The 20,711-nt window shown below is 64.4% G+C and carries 7 protein-coding genes; 1 reads left to right on the forward strand and 6 read right to left on the reverse strand.

Annotation, left to right across the window (positions count from 1 at the left end; all coding sequences use genetic code 11):
- Nucleotides 1-189 precede the first annotated feature (189 nt).
- From FJ425_RS26540 to FJ425_RS26565, 6 genes are all read right to left on the reverse strand, one after another.
- On the reverse strand, nucleotides 190-2,520 hold the full coding sequence (locus FJ425_RS26540) for an ABC transporter ATP-binding protein (RefSeq protein ID WP_140727124.1): 2,331 nt from the start codon (nucleotides 2,518-2,520) through the stop codon (nucleotides 190-192).
- Between the two features lie 50 nt (nucleotides 2,521-2,570).
- Entirely contained in the window at nucleotides 2,571-3,728 is a 1,158-nt protein-coding gene (locus FJ425_RS26545; protein ID WP_140727127.1) for an ABC transporter permease, read from the reverse strand.
- A 12-nt stretch (nucleotides 3,729-3,740) separates the two neighbouring features.
- Nucleotides 3,741-4,775 (reverse strand): ABC transporter permease, encoded by a 1,035-nt coding sequence (locus FJ425_RS26550; protein WP_140545748.1) that lies wholly within the window; start codon nucleotides 4,773-4,775, stop codon nucleotides 3,741-3,743.
- A 149-nt stretch (nucleotides 4,776-4,924) separates the two neighbouring features.
- Complete coding sequence (locus FJ425_RS26555; RefSeq protein WP_140630768.1) at nucleotides 4,925-6,583, reverse strand: ABC transporter substrate-binding protein; 1,659 nt, start codon at nucleotides 6,581-6,583, stop codon at nucleotides 4,925-4,927.
- Nucleotides 6,584-6,845: 262 nt separating this feature from the next.
- Nucleotides 6,846-12,899: a translocation/assembly module TamB domain-containing protein gene (locus tag FJ425_RS26560; protein ID WP_140630764.1), complete on the reverse strand. Its 6,054-nt coding sequence runs from the start codon at nucleotides 12,897-12,899 to the stop codon at nucleotides 6,846-6,848.
- Between the two features lie 2 nt (nucleotides 12,900-12,901).
- Nucleotides 12,902-14,830, reverse strand: coding sequence for an autotransporter assembly complex family protein (locus FJ425_RS26565; RefSeq protein ID WP_140630761.1), 1,929 nt, complete (start codon nucleotides 14,828-14,830; stop codon nucleotides 12,902-12,904).
- A gap of 277 nt (nucleotides 14,831-15,107) precedes the next feature.
- Between FJ425_RS26565 and FJ425_RS26570 the strand changes: the two genes are divergently transcribed.
- Nucleotides 15,108-20,588, forward strand: coding sequence for an alpha-2-macroglobulin family protein (locus FJ425_RS26570; RefSeq protein WP_140727129.1), 5,481 nt, complete (start codon nucleotides 15,108-15,110; stop codon nucleotides 20,586-20,588).
- Nucleotides 20,589-20,711 lie beyond the last annotated feature (123 nt).

A 20,711-nucleotide genomic window follows, 5' to 3' on the forward strand; every position in this document is an offset into this window, starting at 1 on the left:
ATACATGACCGCTCCAGACTTACGCCGCCGCCGCCATTTTGCCTCTTGCCCAAAAGGGGCCGTCCATACATGACGATCGCGATGGGTGTTTCGGCCAATCTCCAACGCATGCCACCTGCCAACGCAAAACAGAGCCGACCGAAGCCGACCGGTCAAAATCGCGGTGCAGTGCCAATAGCACCTTCTGGTCTAGTGCCGCCTTGTCGTGTCCTTCGGCCTTGAAACACCGGTTTCCGAATCCTCGTCGCGCACTTCGTGGCGACGGGCTTTGAGCACCTCGTCATTTTCGACGCCTTCTCCGGTCGCATCGGCCTCCGCGCTGGCGTTCTTGCCGTCGGGGCGCTGCGGCGGCGAACCGGCAAAGCCTGGCCCCTCGCCGTGCGGCGCATCATCCGGCACGCCCTCATGCGCGGCATGTTCCTTGTCGAACTTGATGACCGGCTCCATCTTCGCCAGCACGTCGTCGGCAAGCCAGCACAGGCTCATATGGCCGTCGCCGAGATTCTTCACCGGCGGCACCTTGGTCTCGCACAGATTGTCGGGCACCAGCTTCTTATAGCCGCAGCGCGTCTGGAACGGGCAGCCGGTCGGCGGGTTCATCGCCGACGGAATGTCGCCTTCCAGCACGATATGCTTCTTGACCACGCTGGTGTCGGCGATCGGGATCGCCGACAGCAGCGCCTCGGTATAGGGATGGTAAGGCGGCGAGAAGATCTGGTCAGTCGTGCCCTGCTCGACGATGTAGCCGAGATACATGACGACGACGCGGTCGGCGATATAGCGCACCACCGACAGATCGTGGCTGATGAACAGCATCGTCGTCTTGTTCTTGCGCTGGATATCCATCAACAACTCGGTCACCGCCGCCTGCACCGAGACGTCGAGCGCCGAGACCGGCTCGTCGGCCACCACCACCTTGGCGTCGCCGGCAAAGGCGCGCGCGACGCCGATACGCTGCTTCTGCCCGCCCGACAGCTGGCGCGGCTTGCGGGTTTCGAAGGCGCGCGGCAGCTTCACCAGGTCGAGCAGTTCCAGCATCCGCTTGCGCCGCTCGGCGACTGTCCTGCCGACTTTGAACTTCTCCAGCGTGCGGATGATCTGCGAGCCGACCGTGTGGCTGGGGTTCAGCGTGTCGAACGGATTCTGGAACACCATCTGGATCGAAGACACCGTCTCGACATTGCGGCGCTCGATGCCGGTCGATTGGATCTCCTTGTTGCCCAGCGTCACGGTGCCGGAGCTTGCGGTCTCCAATCCCAGAAGCACCTTGGCGAGCGTCGACTTGCCGCAGCCGGATTCACCGACGATTGCGACCGTCTCGGATTCGCGCGCGGTGAACGAGATCGTTTCGTTGGCCTTGACGACGCGGCCTTCGCTGGAGCCGAACACCTCGCTGCCGCCGACCTTGTAGTATTTCTTGAGGTCGTCGATCTTGAGCACCGGCGCGCCGGGCTCGACCTTTTCGTTGACCTTCTTTGCACCGGGGGGCAGCGCCTCCCAGTCGATCTCGTTGAACCGCACGCAGCGCGAGAAATGGCCCTCATGGCCCTCGACCGGGATCATCGGGATTTCCGCGGCGTTGCAGACGCCCTCGACGAAATGGTGGCAGCGCGGCCCGAAATTGCAGCCCTTCGGCCGCTCATGCGGCAGCGGCAACTGTCCAGGAATGGAGATCAGCGGCCGCGAGTTCTTGTCCGCGCCAGGCAGCGGGATCGAACGGAACAGCCCTTGCGTGTAGGGGTGGCGCATCCGGTCGAACACGTCCTCGATCTTGCCGGTCTCGACCGCTTCGCCCGAATACATCACCGTGATCTTGTCGCAGGTCTCGAGGATAAGGCCGAGATTGTGCGACACGAAGATCATCGAGGTGCCGAACTTCTCGCCCAGACCCTTGACCAGCTCGACGATGCCGGCCTCGACGGTGACGTCGAGCGCCGTCGTCGGCTCGTCGAGCAGCAAGAGCGCCGGCTTGGAAAGCAGCGCCATGGCGATGACGATGCGCTGCTGCTGGCCGCCGGACAGCTGGTGCGGATAGGAGCGCATCATGCGCTCCGGGTCGGGCAGCTTCACCGCCCGCACCATCTCAAGGGCGCGGTTGTAGGCCTCTTCTTTCGACACCTTGTCGTGGATCAGCGGCACTTCCATCAGCTGCTGGCCGATTTTCATCGCCGGATTGAGGCTGGCCATCGGCTCCTGGTAGATCATGGCGATCTTGTTGCCGCGGATCGAGCGCAGCTCATCCTCGGAGAGCTCGCCCATGTCCTTGCCCTGGAACTTGATCTTGCCGCCGACGATCTTCCCGATATTGGAGAGGTCGCGCATGATGCCGAGCGACACGGTCGACTTGCCGCAGCCGGACTCGCCGACGATGCCCATCGCCTCGCCGGGCATGACCGTGCAGGAAAAATCCATCACGGCCGGGATCTCGCCCTTGCGAGTGAAGAAGGAGATCGAGAGGTTCTCGATCTCGATAATCGGCTGACTGGTCGCCTTGGCTGGATCTCGAACTGCCTCGTTCATGGGTCGCTCCAATCCTTGGTCCTTGGAAGATGGGGCCGAAAACCCCGCCATCAATCTTTCATCGACTGTTCACGCAGCGAATCCGCCAACAGGTTCAGCCCCAGCACGAACGACATCAGCGCGATCGTCGGCGGCAGCGCCGGGTGGATGAAGGACCGCAAGAGGCGGCTGGCGTCCTTGATCGCGGTGCCCCAGTCGGGGCTTTCCGGCGCCAAGCCCAGGCCGAAATAGCCGAGCGTTCCGAGCAGGATCGTCGTGTAGCCGATGCGCAGGCAGGCATCGACGATCAGCGGACCGCGCGCATTGGGCAGGATCTCCCACAGCATGATGTACCAGGGCGATTCACCGCGCGTCTGCGCCGCCGCCACATAGTCGCGCGTCTTGATGTCCATGGTCAGCCCGCGCACGATGCGGAACACGCCCGGGCTGGAGGCGAACACCACCGCCACGAAGATGTTGAGCTGGTTGGGATCGATGTGGACGATGTGCAGCGGATCCTTGTCGAAGACGAGGCCCGTATAGATCCAGCCGCCCAGGACCAGCGTGATGCCGAGCAGGATATAGAGCCGGTCCGGCCGGTTCTTGTAGCGGGTCCAGAACAGCACGCAGAAGAAGATGATCGGGAACAGGAAGAACAGCCCCGCCATCCCATAGGGGATCGGCGTGTCCATGATGCCCGGCGTCACCAGCAGGTAGAACAAGAGGATGACCGGGAAGGCCAGCACCAGATTGGCAAGGAACGACAAGAGCGTGTCGATCTTGCCGCCATAATAACCGGCCGGCAGGCCGAGCGTGATGCCGACCATCAGCGCGAAGCCGGTGGCAGCCGGCGCGATGATCAGCACGATCTGGCTGCCATAGACCATGCGTGAGAACACGTCGCGGGCAAGCTTGTCGCCGCCGAAATAATAGACGAGCTTCGACACCGGCTCGATCGCCCCGGGCAGCGTGTCCTTCATCACCGAGACCTGCGCCAGCGGATCGAAGGGCGAGATGGTGGAGGCGAAGATCGCCGTGAACAGCCAGAACAGGCAGATGAAGACGCCGGCAATGCCGACGCCGCTGTCGAAGAGCTGGCCGTAGAGCCCGAGCCGCTTCTTGTAGGTAAAGCTGGCGCCCATCACCAGGATGAGCCCGACCCACACCGGCCAGAACCGCCAGAGCACGCCGATAACCACGTCGAAGGCGCTGATATATTCGGTTTGCATCGGCCCCTGCCCCTACTGAACCCTGATACGCGGATTGAGAAACGCGTAGCCGACGTCGGAAATCAGCTGCGTGATCAGCACGATGAACACCGAAACCAGCGAGCAGCCGAGCAGCAGGTCGATGTCGTTGTTGCCGGCGGCCTCGACCAGCGTGTAGCCAAAACCCTGGTAGCGGAACATCACCTCGACGATGACGACGCCGGTGAGCAGCCATGGGAACTGCAGCATGATGACGGTGAAGGGCGCGATCAGCGCGTTGCGCAACGCATGCTTGATGACCACGCTGCTGAAGGACAGGCCCTTCAGCCGGGCGGTGCGGATATATTGCTGCGTCATCACCTCGACCATCGAGGCGCGTGTCATGCGCGCGATATAGCCGATGCCGTAGATCGCCAGCGTGATCACCGGCAGCGTGAAATTGTAGAAGGTTATGCCCTGGCTGGCGGACGCCGCCGAGCCGTTCAGCCAGCCGAGCCAGGATGCAAAGATGACGGTGAAGATGACGCCCGACACATATTCGGGCGTCGCCGTCGAGGCGATCGAGGCCACCGACAGCACACGGTCGGTGCGCGAGCCTTCGCGCATGCCGGCGAGAATGCCGATCAGCAGCGAGATCGGCACCATCACCGCCAGCACCCAAAACATCAGCAATCCGGTGGCGCCGAGGGCCGGGAACAGCTTGGCTGCGACCGTCGTCTTGAACTTGGTCGAGCAGCCGAAATCGCCCTGCAGGACCCCCGAGAATGTCGGCTCGACCGGGTCGTTGCAGAAGGAGAAGCGTTGCGTCGTCTTGCCGGTCGCCGGATCGGTGATCGGATGCTTCGGCAAGACGCCCAGCCACTGGCCGTAGCGCACGAAGAAGTTCTGCCGGTAGCCATGATTGACCAGCCAGCTTTCGAGCTGGTCGGCGGGCGTATGCATCTCGGTCTGGCTGATCGCCAGTTTCTTCAGATTGGGCTCGAGATTGACGAGGAAGAAGACGACCAGCGTCAGGCACAGCATCGTGAGCAGTATCGTGCCGATGCGTCTGGCGATGAATGAGAACATGTGCCCCCCTGCCGGCCGGGTTGGGGTCAGATAGGTTCAACCCTGTTTCGAAAAGCGGATGAACGCCCCGCCACCGCTGCAGGATATGCAACGGCGACGAAGCTGCAAATACGAGGGGCCGCAGCCCCTCGTATCCATCGCGCTATGGATCACGCCTGGTCGAGCCAAACCTTGCCGAAGTCGTGCTCGTAGGTGGGGTGCATCGAGTGGTTCTTCACCTCGGGCTTGATATTGATGTAGAGCTTGCGCCAGTAGGGCTGGATGATGATGCCGGACTCTTGCAGGGTCTGCTCGATATCCTTCATCACAACCTTGCGCTTCTCCGCATCGGCAATGCCGAGCGCCTCGTTCACCTTCTTGTCGAAGTCCGGATTGGCGTAGGCCGTCTCGTTCCACGCTTCACCGGAGCGGTAAGCGATGGCGATCACCTGGATGCCCAGCGGGCGCATGTTCCAGTTGGTTTCCGAGAACGGATACTTCGTCCAGTCGTTCCAGAAGGTCGAGCTCGGCAGCACGGTGCGCTTCACCTTGATGCCGGCTTCGCGCAGCTGGGCGGCGATCGCGTCCGTGGTGTTCTTGTGGTAGTCCTCGTCGTTGCTGATCAGCTCGTGCTCGAAATCGATCGCGCCCGCTTCCGTCAGCATCTGCTTGGCCTTGGCGATATCGCGCTTGACCTCCGGCAGCTTGACATATTCCGGATGGATCGGCGCGACGTGGTGGTTTTCCGCCGGCGTGCCGGCATTGCCGTAGCCGAGCTGCAGCACGGTGGCATTGTCGACGGCAAGCAACATCGCCTGGCGAACCTTCTGGTCGTCATAAGGCTTGTGGGTGACGTTGAAGCGCGACACCACGGTGGCAGCCGTCACGACTTCCGAGACCGGAGCGCCGACGTCGGCGATGATCTTGATGTAGTCGGCGGTCGTTTCGTGGTTAGTCTGGACTTCGCCCGACTCGAAGGCCGAGACGGTCGCGGCCGGATCGGTGCCGTAATCGATGAACTCGACGCCGTCGAGGAAGGCCTCGCCCTGCCACCATTTGCCGGTCGTGCGGCGCTTGTAGACCACCTTCTGGCCGACGTCATAGGAGACGAGCTCGAACGGACCGGTGCCGATCGGGCAGTTCTTGAAGTTGGCGCCCTTCTCGTCGAAGGTCTTGTGCACGACCAGCGCCGGATAGTCGCAAAGGTTCGGGATGATGGCGATGTCGGGCTTGGTCAGCTTGAGCTTGACGGTCATGTCGTCGACCTTGACGACGGAGCCTTCGCGCAGCTTCTTGGTCGTGTCGTCGACGAGGCTGCCGAGGCGGCCAGGCATCGAGTTGCCTTCCGCGCCCTTATCCGCCCAGCGGGTGAAATTGTGGATCACGTCGTCGGCGGTGAACTTGTCGCCGTTGTTCCATTCGACGCCCGGCCGCACATGCAGCGTGTATTCGGTGGCATCGTCGTTGATGTCCCAGCTCGCCAGGAGGTAGGGCGCGAAGGTATATTCCTTCGTGTATTTCACCAGCGGCTCGAGCGCCTGGCGCTCGGCATTGGAGATTTCGGACCAGTCGGCGGTGCGCGGATCCTTCGGATCCTTGATCGACATCGCGACCTTGAGCACGCCGCCCTTCTTGCCCTGCACGTCCTCGGCCCGGGCCGGGGTCGGCGCGGCGAGGCCGAGCATGCCATAGGCCATTGCGGTCGATGCGCCGAAGACACTGGCCAAAGCCAGGAATTCGCGGCGGTCCACGCCGCCCGATTTGGCCTCTTCAGCCATTTTCAGGATGTGATCGGGAACACGATCACCATTGCTCTTATAGATTGCCATGACTTACTCCCATTGTTGGCTTTCCGCCTTGTAACATTCCGCATCCAGACCGTGATGTCAAAACACGGTGTGGAATAGGAACATGCCAGGGAATGTGCATCTTTGGCTACAACCCGGTTCGCGCGTTAGCGACAGTCTTGACGCAAATTTGTTATCGCGAGGCGGATTTCCCAAAAAATCGTTGGGCGATTAAATCAATACATTTTATACGGATAACGGCCCCGCCCGCCTGCTGGGCAAACACAGAAGCGCCGGCGCGGCCTCAATATTCGCGTTCGTAGAAGACGCCGCCCTTGGCTTCGCCGGCATCATTGGCCTCGCCGCGCAGCTTCACGCCACGACCGACATTAAGGTCGATCGTGGCCTTGCCGGAGCCTGGCTTGTCGCCCTTCTGTATGGTCACATAGGTGCGGTCGTTAAGGTATTTGCCGGCCGAGACCGCGGTGCCGCCCTTCTCGTCCGTCGTCACGTCGAGGTCGTCGACGCCGATTGCGTTGCGCAGGTTGTCGAGCAGCGAGGTCGTGCCGCCGGCGCCTGCTAATTGCGCGGCGGCATCGGCGAGCTGGGCGATCTGCAGCGGTGATAGTCTGGACATGGATTGACCGAAGATGAGCTGCGCCAGGACCTCGTCCTGCGGCAGCGCCGGCACCGAGGAGAAGTTGAATTTCGGATCGGTCGCCTCGCCGGAAACCACGATTGTCACGGTGGCACTGCTTGTCGTCGTGGTCGCGGTGAGATTGAGGTAAGGCACCAGCGATCCCTGGAACCCGACCGTGCCGTCCGTGAATGTCAGCCGTTTTGCAAGGATCGTTAGCCGTCCGCGCTGCAAGGTGAAAGTGCCCACGGCCTGCGGTGACGACGCCGTCCCGGTTAGTTTGAGCGAGCCGCCGAGCTCGGCGTCGACGCCCCTGCCCTGGATGAATATCTGGTTCGGCGCGTTGACCGTCACGTCAAGCGTCAGGCCGCTGCCGCCCTTGCTGCTGCCGCTGGACGTCGGCGGGCGCAGCGCCTTGTCCTGTGCTCGCACGGCGCGAGGCGCGTTCTTGTGTTTGACGTTGAGTTCCGAAAGCGACCCCGGCAGCTTGTCCGGAACGGTGATGACCGTCCTCGCCAGGTTGACGGTGCCGGCGATCACCGGCGCCGAGACCAGCGGCCCCTTGACGGTCAGGTCGCCGCCGAGATTGGCGGTCACCACCCGGCCGTCGGTATAACGGCCATCGGTGAGCTTGATCGACAGGTCGGCCGGAAAGCCTTGCGCCGGCGTGATGCCCACCGTGCCGCTGGCCGACAGGCTGCCGCGCGTCGACAGCTTTCCGGTCAAGCGATTGATCCTGGCGACGCCGCCGCCAATCGAGACATCGGCGGCGATATCGTTGACCGCCAGGCCGGAACGCGCATCGATAAGGCGCGCGCCGGATGTCGTGACTTTGCCGCTGATCACCGGCGCGGATGCGGGACCGCGCACCTGCACATCGACATTGGCAGTGCCGTTGAGCGCCAGACCTTGCGCGGCGAGCTTGGCAGCAAGGAAGGAAAACGGCACCTTGCCGCTGAAATCGAGCGCCAAGGTGGGCGTGCCTGCCGTCGCCACCGTGCCGCCGCCCTTGAGGCCGAGGCCGGCGCCATCGCTGATGTTGGCGTCGAAGGCGAGCTTGTTGCCGGCGAAGGTTCCCGACGACGACACATTCATGCCGCCGAGGCCGGCGCCGCGCGTCTGCGAGGTCTGCACGCCGGAAGCATCGATGTTGAAGGCCGCCGAAGGGGTCGCCGGCGCGCCGGTGACCTTGACCCTGCCCGAGACCGTGCCGGCTGCATCGAGGCCCGGCGAGAAACTGTTGGCGAGCGAGATCGGCACCCGAGCCAGATTGGCGTTGATGTCGAGCGTCTGCGCGACCTTGCCTGTCACCGTCGCCGTGCCGCCGCCGAGATTCAGCACCAGCCGGTCGAGCGTCGTCACCCCGTTGGCGATGGTCACGGTCGAGGCCTGCGCGATCGCGGCCTTGATGCCCTGCACCGTCGCCTGGCCCGACGCGAGCTCGACGGTCGTCGTGCCGTTGGCGATCCTCACCCGGCCGGCTGCCTTCGCCGGGATATTCTTGACGGTGGCGCCGCCGGAGAATCCGGTCCAGTCGCCGTCGCGCTTGAGATTGACATCGATACCGGTGACGGCCGTGCCGCCGGAAGTCACGCTCTCGGCGCGCACCGTGCCGGCAATAACCGGTGCTGCCATGTAATTCGCGATCTGCGCGTCGATGGCGACATTCCTGGCGGAGAGATCGCCGCGCTTGATCTCGGAGGTGTTCGCCTTGACCGCGACATTGGGTCCATTGCCTGCCTTGGTAAAAGCGATCGTGCCGCGCACATTGCCCTCGGCTTTTTCCAGCGCCAGCGCGGCCAGCGGCCCGATATCGGGCAAGTCGAGCGAAACGGTGCCGACCGGCACGAAGGCATCGTCGAGAGTGAGATCGCCGGAAATCTTGTTCGGACCGAGCGACAGCAAAAGCCCGTTGATCGCGCGGCTGCCATTGGTCGTGGCGAGCACCGCGCTGCCTTGCAGGTTCTGCCCGGCGACGTTGCCGGTGAGCTCAACATTGGCCGCCGGATTGGCGGCATCGGCCTTGCCGCTGGCCGTCAGCTTCAGCCCGGTGATCTCGCGCGCCGCCACCGAAAGCCGGTCGCTGCTCACCGTCATCGACAAGTCCGGCGTGGTGACCGGGCCTTGCGCGTTCAAGGCAAAGGCGATGGCGCCCTTGGCGTCTTTCGACAGCCCCGAAACATCGCTCAACGCGCCTCTGATCCCGGCGGCCAGCTTGCCGTCGGCAAGGCTCGCCTGCCCGTCGGCGCCAAGCGCGCCGGAATTCAGCTTCAGCCCGTCGACATTGACATTGCCATTGGCATCGCGCTTCAGCACGGCGCTCAACGCAGCGCTCTCGCCAAGCATGCCCCGCACCGCCGCCGGCAAGGCTGAAGAGGCGACATTGGCCTTCATGTTGAGGTCGACCGAACCGTCGCCCAGCGATATCCGGCCGGCGACCTGGCCGTCGAGCGCATCGCTGGTGATCGAGCCGCTATTGACGGCGACGGCATCGGTCGTCAGGCGGCCATTGACTTTCGCCGTGACCTTGCCGGCGATCAGCGGCGCGATCATCGGATTGTCGAGGCCGATCCTGTCCACCGACACCGTGCCGGAAACCTGACCTGCCCGCCCCTTGAGGTCGAAGGCATCCGAATGCAGCGCCAGTGTGAGGCCGTCGACCGTCGCCTGGCTGGCGGCAATGGAAGGCAGGATCGCGGACACATCGAGCCGTGCTTGCGTGCTTTCGCCCGCCATCTTTGCCGACAAGGACTGGACGGCGATCTTGACCGGGCTTTGGGCGCTGCCGACTGTCAACGGCAGGCTGGCTCCGGACGAGGTAAGGTCGAAGGAGAAATCGCTGGCGCCGTTCGGGTTGAGGGTGCCGGCGGCCTTGCCTGAAATCCCTTCGCCCGAAAGCGTGGCGTGGTCCAGGGCGACGCCGCCCTCCAGCGTGTAGCTGCCGGCGGCGTCCAGATCCAGCGGCCCGAGTCCGGCCTGGCGGGTCTGGCTGGTCTCGGCGCCCGCCACCTTCGCGTTGAACTGAACGTCGGGATTGGACGATGGACCCGTGACGTGTGCCGTGCCCTCCAGCGTTCCGGCCCCGTCGAGGCCCGGCACGAAATCATTGGCGAGCGCCAACGGGAGATTGGTGAGGTTTGCCGTCAGGTCCAGGGCCTGACCGGCGCTGCCGGAAACCGTCGCCGAGCCGCCGCCGAGATTGAGCGCGAGCTTCTCGATGGCGGTCACGCCATTGGCGATGGAGATGCTGGAAGGCTCGGCGATGGCCGCCTTGATGCCGCGCACCGTCGCCTCGCCGGAAGCGATTTCCACGCTCGTCGTGCCGTTGGCGATCTTCACCCGGCCGGTGGCGGTGGCCGGAATGCCGGACGCGGTGGCGCCGCCGGTAAAGTTGGTCCAATCGCCGTCGCGCTTCAAGTCGATGCTGATGCCGCTGATGACCGTGCCGCCGGAGGTCACGCTATCGGCCTTGATCGTGCCTGAGATCGCCGGCCCTTTCAGGTAGTTGGCGATCAGCGCGTTGACGGTGATGGCTTTCGCCGCCAGATCGCCGCGCGCGATCGACGTGCTGGTCGCATTTACGGTGACGGTCGGCGCCTCGCCGTCCTTGGCGAAGGCGATCGTGCCGTTGATATCGCCGGTCGCGCTCTGATTCGCGAGCGCCGCGAGCGGTCCGATGTCGGGCACGGCAAGCGTCAGCGTGCCGAGCGGCAGGAACTTGTCGTCGAGCGCAAGATCGCCCGAGACTTTGTTGTTGCCAAGCGCAAGGCTAAGACCCCTGATCGAGCGCTTGCCGTCGGCCGTCACCAGCGAGGCTGCGATGTCTAGCGCCTGCCCCTCGGCGCTGCCGGTCAGCGAGATTTCAGCGGACGGGTTGGCGATGTCGGCCTTGCCCTTGGCCGAGAGTTTGATGTCCTTCACCGTGCGGCCGGCGGCCGTCAGGCTGGCGCTGTCTGCTGAAACGGAGAAATCAGGCGCCCAGCGCGGACCGCTCGTGGTCAGCGCGAAATTGACCCCGCCGGCAAGCGGCGTGCCGGCGAGCGACGACAGTGGCGAGACATCGCCCAACGTGCCTTTGACGCTGGCCTGGATATCCGATCCTTGCATGCTGCCGGTACCGCTGGCGCTAAGCGAGCCGGAACTGATCTCCAGCGAATTGGCGGCGAACGCCCCTTGCGGATCGCGCGTGGCGGTGGCCGAGAATTTCACCCGCTCGCCAAGCAGCGAGCTGATCTGCGGCGGCAATGCCTTCGAGACGGCGTCGGCATTCATCTTCAGCGTCATCGACAAATCGGCCAGCGCCACATTTGCCGTCAGCCCGGCATTGAGCGCATCGCTGCGCAAGGTGCCTTTGTCGATGGTCACGGTCTCGCGGCTGATCGTGCCGGAAAGATCCGCGGCGAGCTTGCCGGTCACCAGCGGCGCCAGCGTCGCGACATCGGTCTTCAGGCCGGCGGCCGCGAGCTTGATGGCGACCGGGCCGTTAACGGTCTCGATGTCGAAGCCGTCGGAATGGATCTCGCCCGTAATATTGTTGAGCTGGGTGCCGCCGACGGCGACCGAAGTAAGCGACGTGCCGATATCGACCATCGGCGCCTTGCCGTCGCCGAAGGCGCGCACCGTGGCCTTTTCGACCGCGACCAGGATCGGAACCGCGCTGTTGCCGACATCGACGGTGACCGGCTTGTTCTTGGCGGAGAGCTCGACCGCCAGGTCGCTGGCGCCCTTCGGATCGACATTGCCGGTTGCAGTGCCGTGCACCGCATCGCTCTCTATGATGGCCTGCTCGATATCGATCCCACCCGACGCGGTCGCCGTTCCGGCGAGGTCGAAGCTCGTCTTGCCGGCAAACAAAGCCTTTATCTTCTCCGGCAGGAACCCTTCGAACTGGCCGTCGCCCTTGGCCTCGATGCGGCGGCCCTTGTCGGTGAGCTGGTGCCGACCGGTCAACTGGCTGACGATCCGACCGTCGACCATGAAGGTGCCGACGCCGCTCCAGTTGGCCAAAGGCCCGCCGCCGGAAACGACGATGTTGACGGGCGGCGCATCCGGCAGCTTGAGCAAATTGGCGATGATGCCGCCGGCCGGTTCCGACGCCTTGAGGTCGAGGTCGAGCTTGTTGTCGGCCGGCGCAAAGTGGACTTTGGCGTCGACATTGCCTTGCTTGCCGTCATGGCGGCTGACGTTGAGCACGCTCTCGATCGCCAGCGGCGACGGATCGGCCTTGAGCGAACCCTTGGCGGCCAACTCGGCGATGCCGCTGCCGGCAAGCTCCTGTCCAAGCGCGATCTCCGGCAGGTCGATCTGCTTCACGTCGATCGACACCGGCAGGCTGGACGAGCCGCCTTGCGACGGCTGCAGGCCTGGCTGCGGCAGCCGCGCCAGCTCGATGCGCTCGGCGGCAAAGCGGTCGGCATTGAAATTCCAGGAGAGCAGCGCCGTCGGCGACCAGTCGAGCGCCACCTTGCGCGCCACCATCCAGGGGCCGGCGCGGTCTTCCAGCACGACATGGTCCACCCTGAGCGCGCCCGACCAGATGCCTTCGATGCCGCTGACCGTCACCTTGCGGTCCTCGCTCGAAGCCATCTTCGAAATCAGGCCGGCGAGATTCTGCCGGCCGCCTTCGGTGCCGGTCAAAACGACAAGCGCGCCGATCGCCACCACGAGCAGCACAAGCAGCGCGTAGAGGCAGATACGGAGGATGCGCCAGACCATCTTCATCGTCAGAACGCCTGGCCGATGCCGGCATAAATGCCGAAATGCGGATCGCCCGGATCGCGGTTGAGCGGCACGGCAGCGTCGATGCGCAACGGCCCGAAGGGAGTAATATAGCGCAGGCCGACGCCGGCGCCGACCTTCACATTCGAGAAATCGGGAAAGGATTTGGTCGAGACCGTGCCGGCATCGACGAAGGGCACGATGCCGATCGTGTCGGTGACGCCGATGCGCATCTCGACCGAGGTCTCGAAGAAGGAGAGACCGCCGATCGGCTGGCCGTCAATGTCTTTCGGGCCGATGCCCTGGTAGGCATAGCCGCGCACCGAGCCGCCGCCGCCGGAATAGAAGCGCCGGTCGGCCGGCACGTTCTGCAGCCCGGTGCCGACGATCGAGCCTAGCGTCGCGCGCTCGGCGAGCACGAACCGGCTTGCCGTGTCGATCGACTGGTAGGCATAGCCTTCGCCCTTCAGCTTCAGGAAGGCCGCGCCGTTCATTATGTCGTAGCTCGGCTCGGCATAAGCGAGGAAGCGGAACCCCTTGGTCGGGTTCAGCTTGTTGTCGCGGCTGTCATAGACATATTGCAGCGGCACGCTGGCGATCAGATAGGTATGCTTGCCGAAGGCGTCGGTGATCTTCGAATAATCGAGGTCGAACTCGGCCGAGACCCGCTGCTTCTTGTCGAGGTCGTAGGAGACGCCGACGTCGCCCTTGACCGAGAAATGGTCGTAGGCATCGGGGTGTTCGAGAACTGTCTTGACGCCGGTGAAGAACTTCGACGTCGGCCCGAGCACGCCCGGCTTCTCGAACATGACGCCGGCATTGTAGTTGAGCGCGGAAAGGCTATTGCTGCCGATGCCGCTGATCGAGCCGTCGATGCGCAGCTTCTCGGCCTGGCCGAAGAGGTTGCGGTGGCCCCAATAGCCTTCGAGCCCCAGGCCTTCCGTGTTCGAGAAGCTGCCGCCGACGCCGAAATAGCGCGGCTTGCGCTCGCTCACCTGGACGCCGATCGGAATGTTGCCGCTGGCGTCGAGCCTGTCGCCTTCCTTGATCGTCACGCTGTTGAAGACCTCGAGCCCGAGCAGCCGGTCGCGCGCGTCATCGATCTCCTGCGGCGAATATTGCTGGCCCCGTTTCAGCCCGGTCATGTATTCAGTGAAGTCGCGATCGACCTTTTCCGTGCCCTCGACCGTCGTGTCGCCATAGCCGGCGACCGGGCCGGCGGCCACCGTCAGCGTCACGTCCAGCGTCGAGCTGGCGTGCTCGGCGACGATCTCGCGGTCCGTGACCTTGGCAAGCGGCCTGCCCTCTTCCTTCAGCGCCCGCACGATCAGCACTTCGGCCTTGAGCACCGCGCCGGAACCGGCATCGCCGCCGGCGATCAGGCCGAAATCGGCTGCCGCCAACCCCGCCGCATCGCCCTTCAGCCGGATATTGCCAAGCGTGAATTTCGCCCCGGGGGAAACCGTAATGACCACCGGAATGGGCTGTGGCCCCTTGAACTCGGCATCCGGCGGCAATTCGTCGATCGACTTGCCCTCGATCGTGATGGTGACCACGCCTTCGTAGCGGGCATCGGCGTAGAGGGCGGCGACGAGCTGTTCGCGGTCGCCGCGCGCCTTGGCCATCAGGCCGAGCGATCCGGACACCGGATGATCCTCGTCATTTTTCAGCGCCGAGGCGTTTTCGAGCCTCTTGATCAGATCCTTGTCGGCATCAGGCGCATTGATCGTCACCGAGTAGCGCAGCGGATCGACGATGTCGGCATCCTCGTCCTTGGACGAGCCCCAAAGCTTGATGCCGAAAATCTCGAAAGCCGCTGCCTGCCGTACCTCTGCGGCCAGCACGGTCGAGCAGACGAGCGCGAAAAGCAGGGCGCGCGGAAGCCCGCGCCCTGGCGCGAACCCCTTTGACATCTGCGTTTCATGCGCCGGCATTAAGACAACCTAGTCGACAAAACTAAAATTGGAATGAAGTTCCGAAACGTTCGTAAAGGGGCCACAATCCAATTGTCTGAAATAGACCGGGCTTGGAATTCACACCTTTTGCATTTTCGCAAGAATGTGTGATCCGTCTCACAGAGGTTCTGTCGAAATACCGGCCTTTGGCCGGCATGGAAACCGTTCGCGGGTGATAAACCTGCGGCGATCCGGCGTTGACAAGCCTGCACGAGGCTTGATCATGCCCGGACGCTGGCGATGTCTGGAGGGTGGTATGGCAATGCGCGCGGCTCGTGGTCTCTCTTTCCTTCTTCTGATCTTTTTCGCCCTGGGCGGAGCGGCCTTTGCGGCCGAAGCCCGGCGAATCGTGACGACCGATAATTCCGACTATTTCGGTTTCGACCTCAGATCGGAGCAGAATGTCAGCCTTGACCAGTGCAAGACCGCATGTCTCGGCGATCCCGCCTGCCGCGCCTTCACCTACAACACCAAGGCCAAATGGTGTTTTCTCAAATCCGACTATAACCAGTTGAAATCCTTCAACGGCGCCGTCGCCGGCAAGGTCGCGAATGTTGACGGCGATCCCGATATCGGCGCTCCGCCGGCACTGGCCTTTTTCCCCAACTGGATGGCCGACCAGGCTCAGCAGTTCCGCAATAAGCTGACCGATCCGGCCTATGACAAGCCGACCGAAGGCCTTGCCGCCCTGCAGGCCGCCGCCGAGCAGGCATCGCTTACCGGCGATCATCGCCTTGCCATGCAGAAATACCAGGCCGCGGTCTCGGTGCTGCCCGATGACGGCGCGCTGTGGCTGGCGCTGGCGCGCGAGACGCTTGCCGTGCAGCCGGCGTCGAACACCACCGAACCTTCGACGTTCCCGATGAACGCCACTTCGGCGGCCTTCAACGCCTACAAGCTGGTGCGCACGGCGAAGACCCGAGCCGAGACGTTGGCGCTGCTTGGCGCCGGCCTCGACAAGCGCGATCTCTACCGGCCCTCGCTGCAGGCCTATGAGGCAAGCCTTGCGCTGGTGAGCTCGCCTGCCGTCCAGGCCGACTATGCCGACCTCAAGGCGCGCAAGGGCTTTCGCGTCGTCGAGCACACCGTCGACGCCGATTCCTCCTCGCCGCGCATCTGCGCCCAGTTTTCCGAAGGACTGGTCAAGACCGGGGTCGACTATTCGCAATTCGTGACGGTCGATAACGCGGCGCCCAAGGCCGTCGAGGCCAAGGACAAGCAGATCTGCGTCGAAGGCCTGGAACACGGCCAGCATTATGACGTGACCTTCCGCGCCGGCTTGCCGTCGGCGATCGGCGAGACGATCGCGGCGCCCGTCGTGCTGTCAATCTACGTCCAGGACCGCGCTCCCTCCGCCCGCTTCACCGGCGACAGCTTCGTGCTGCCGGCCGGCGCGCGCCGAGGCATCCCGGTCGTCACCGTCAACATGAACGCCGCCAAGATGACGCTCTATCGCATCGGCGATCGTTCGCTGGCGCAGCTTCTGTCCGGCTATCAGTTCCTGCATCAGCTCGACGGCTATGACATCTCCACCATTTCGGACCAGATGGGCTCGCCCGTCTGGTCTGGCACGCTCGAAATCGCCAATGATCTCAATAAGGAGGTTACCACCTCGTTCCCGGTGGATGAGGCGATCCCGCAGCGCAAGCCCGGCGTCTATGTGCTGACCGCGCAGCCGGTCGACGACAAGAGCGACGACTATGGTTCACGCGCCACGCAGTGGTTCGTCGTCTCAGATATCGGCCTTTCCACCTATACCGGCCAGGACGGCCTCAACGTCTTTGCCCGTTCGCTGGGCTCGGCCAAGCCGATCTCCGGTGCCGAACTGACGATGCTTGCCAGAAACAACGAGATTCTCGGCACGGCGACCACCGACGCCGAGGGCCACGCCGTCTTCAATCCGGGCCTCACCCGCGGCGAGAACGGTATGGTGCCGGCCGTGCTGATGGCCAAGCAGGGCGACAACGACTTCGTCTTCCTCGACATGGGCAAGGCCGGCTTCGACCTGTCGGATCGCGGCGTCGAGGGGCGTGCCTCGCCGGGCGCGCTCGACGTCTATGCCTGGACGGAGCGCGGCATCTACCGCGCCGGCGAGGACGTGCATGTCGCGGCCCTTGCCCGCGACGGCGCGGCAAAAGCGGTTGAGAACCTGCCGCTGACCTTTATCTTCACACGTCCAGACGGCGTCGAGAACCGCCGCATAATCAGCAATGGCGAGTCGGCCGGCGGCCACGCCGTCGACCTGCCGCTCGAGGCCAACGCCATGCGCGGCACCTGGACGGTGTCGATCTACACCGATCCCAAGCAGTCGCCGGTCGCCAGCCAGATGTTCCTGGTCGAGGATTTCGTGCCGGATCGCATCGAATTCGACCTGACCGCCGACAAGAAGGAGATCGCCCAGGGCGAGACTGCCAACGCTACCGTCGACGGCCGCTTTCTCTATGGCGCGCCGGCCGCGGGCCTCGCGCTTGAAGGCGAGCTGACGCTGTCGACCACAAGCACCTGGGACAGCTTCAAGGATTTCACCTTCGGCCTGGCCGACGAGCAGTCGGGCGAGCCGACCGTGACGCCTCTCGCCAACCTCCCCGTGGTCGGCGACGACGGCAAGGCGACTTTCCCGGTCACGATCGACCAGTTGCCGTCGACCACCAAGCTGGTCAACGCCAAGGTCACCGTGCGCATGCGCGAGGCCGGCGGCCGCGCCGTCGAGCGCTCGCTCGAAATCGGCGTGCGCCCACAGCGCGACGTCATCGGCATTCGCCCGGATTTCGAGGGCGATGAGGTGCCGCAGGGCGGCACCGCCAAGTTCAGCATCATCGCCGTCGACCCCAACGGCAAGCGCGAGGACCTGAAGGGCGCGCAGTGGTCGCTGGTTAAGGTCGAGCGCAACTATCAATGGTATCGTTCCAACAATTCCTGGAACTACGAGGCGGTCAGCCTCACCAAGGCCGTCGCCAACGGCGCGATGGACCTGAAGGCCAATGGCGAGGCGACGGTGTCGCTGCCCGTCGACTGGGGCCGCTACCGGCTCGAGGTCGAGACGGCCGATCCCGACGGTCCGGCCACCAGCTATGAGTTCGACGCCGGCTGGTACGTCGCCTCCTCCACCACCGAGACGCCGGACGGCCTGGAGATCGCGCTGGACAAGGACACTTATGCCGCCGGCGAAGTCGCCAAGCTGAAGGTCTCGCCGCATTTTGCCGGCGAGCTTCTGGTCACCATCGGTGCCGAAAAGCTGCTGAAGACCGTCACCGCTTCGGTGCCGGCCGGCGGCAGCACCGTCGACATCCCCGTCGGCGACGACTGGGGCGCCGGCGCCTATGTCACGGCGACCTTGTTCCGGCCCGGCGACGCGCAGGAATCGCGCATGCCGGCCCGCGCCATCGGCATCCAATGGCTGTCGGTCGATCCGGGCTCGAAGAAGCTGGCGGTCAGCCTGACGCCGCCGGAAAAAACCGTGCCGCGCCAGCAGCTGTCGATCCCGGTCGCCGTCAGCGGCGCTCAGGCCGGCAGCAATGCCTATGTGATGGTGGCTGCCGTCGATGTCGGCATCCTCAACCTCACCAACTACAAGGCGCCCGATCCCGAGGACTGGTTCTTCGGCCAGCGCATGCTGGGGCTGGAGATCCGCGACCTCTACGGACGCCTGATCGACGGCTCGCTCGGCGCCATGGGCAAGATACGCACCGGCGGCGATGGGGCGAACATGCAGGCGCAGGGCAGCCCGCCGACGGAAAAGTTGGTCGCCTTCTTCTCCGGCCCGGTCGAGCTCGATGCCAATGGCAAGGCGCGGGTCGATTTCGACATCCCGCAGTTCAACGGCACCGTGCGCGTCATGGCCGTCGCCTGGACCAAGGATGCGGTCGGCCACGCCCAGACCGACGTCATCGTGCGCGATCCGGTGGTGATCACCGCCGGCCTGCCGCGCTTCCTGGCGCCGGGCGATGCGGCGACCATGCGCCTCGACATTGCCGACACCGACGGCCCGGCCGGCGACTATGCGCTCTCGGTCACCACGACCGGGGACCTCACGACCGGCGACAAGCCATTGCCCGAGAAGCTGACGCTCGCCCAGGGCAAGCGTCAGTCGCTCACCTTCCCGCTGGTCGCCAAGACCGCGGGCGACGCCTCGGTCACGATCAAGCTCGCGCAGGCCGATGGCACGGAAGTCGAGCAGACGCTCTACCTGCCGGTGCGCCCGGCGCAGCTTCCGGTCACCAACCGCATGGTTGTCGACCTGAAGCCCAATGGCGGCTCGTTGCGCGTCGACAAGGAACTGCTTGCCGCAAGCGTGCTCGGCGGCGCTTCGGTCAGCGTCGGCGTCTCGCAGTCGTCCGCGCTCGACGTGCCGTCGCTTCTGATGTCGCTCGACCGCTACCCCTATGGCTGTGCGGAGCAGACCACCAGCCGCGCCATGCCGCTGCTCTATGTCAACGACATGGCCAAGAGCATCGGCATGGAGAGCGATCCGGACCTCCATGGCCGCATCCAGGACGCCATCTACAAGGTGCTGTCCTACCAGGCGGCAAGCGGCAGCTTCGGCCTCTGGGGACCCGGCTCCGGCGATCTGTGGCTCGACGCTTATGTCACGGAGTTCCTGACCCGGGCGCGTGAGCAGAAGTACGATGTGCCGGCGCTGGCCATGAACCAGGCGCTCAACAACCTGCAGAACTCGCTCGGCTACGACCAGGACGTCCAGGACAGGGGCAGCGACATCGCCTATGCGCTCTATGTGCTCGCCCGCAACAAGAAGGCCTCGATCGGCGATCTGCGCTATTATGCCGACACGCAGCTTGAAGCCTTCTCCAGCCCCATGGCCGTCGCCCAGTTGGCGGCAAGCCTGGCGCTCTACGGCGACGCGCAGCGTTCGGAAGCCACCTTCCAGACGGCGCTCAGGCTGGCGAAGTCGGAAACCGACTACGACTACTACCGCTCGGACTACGGCTCGCGGCTGCGTGACGGCGCGGCGATGCTCGCGTTGGCGGCGGAATCGAAGCCGGTACCGAGCATCATGCCGCAGCTGATCAAGCTGGTGGGAGTGGCGCGAGCGGACGCCCGCTGGACGAGCACGCAGGACGAATCCTGGATGCTGCTCGCCGCGCGGGCGCTGAAGGAAGGCAATGATTCCATCACGCTTTCCGTCAACGGCGCGCCGCATTCGGGCGGCTATTCAGACCAGGTCGCCGGCAGCGAGCTTGTCGACAGCCCCCTCACCATCGCCAACACCGGCGCGACGCCGCTGCAGGCGGTGGTGACCGCGGTCGCCGCGCCGGTCGAGCCGCTGCCGGCCGGCGGCGACGGCTTCACCATCGCGCGCACCTACTACAAGCTCGACGGCACCGAGGCCAATGTCACCGAGGCCAAGCAGAACGAGCGCTACGTGGTCGTGCTCAAGGTCTATGAGCAGAACAAATGGCCGTCGCGGCTCCTGATCACCGATCTGTTGCCGGCCGGCTTCGAGATCGACAATCCGAGCCTGGTTTCCAGCGCGCAATTGTCGAACTTCTCCTGGCTGGCGCAAACCGACGCCGCGCATCTGGAATTCCGCGACGACCGCTTCGTCGCCGCTTTCAACCCCGATGAAGGCGACCACGGCCGCAACATCACGCTGGCCTATGTCGTGCGCGCCGTGACGCCGGGCACCTACGCCCATCCGGCGGCGACGGTGGAGGACATGTACCGGCCGCAATACTCGGCCCGCACCGCCACCGGCGTGATGGAGGTGAAGGCCGAGTAGCGATGACAAGGTCGCCGATATCCCCCTTCTCCCCCACTCTACACCGGGAGAAGGGGCCGGTTCACCCTCCGAAGCTGCAGCGTAGCTGCTGCGAAGGAGGGGCAGGCGGATGAAGGTCAGCGC

The sequence above is a fragment of the Mesorhizobium sp. B2-7-2 genome, from assembly GCF_006440775.1.
In the GTDB taxonomy this organism is placed as follows: domain Bacteria; phylum Pseudomonadota; class Alphaproteobacteria; order Rhizobiales; family Rhizobiaceae; genus Mesorhizobium.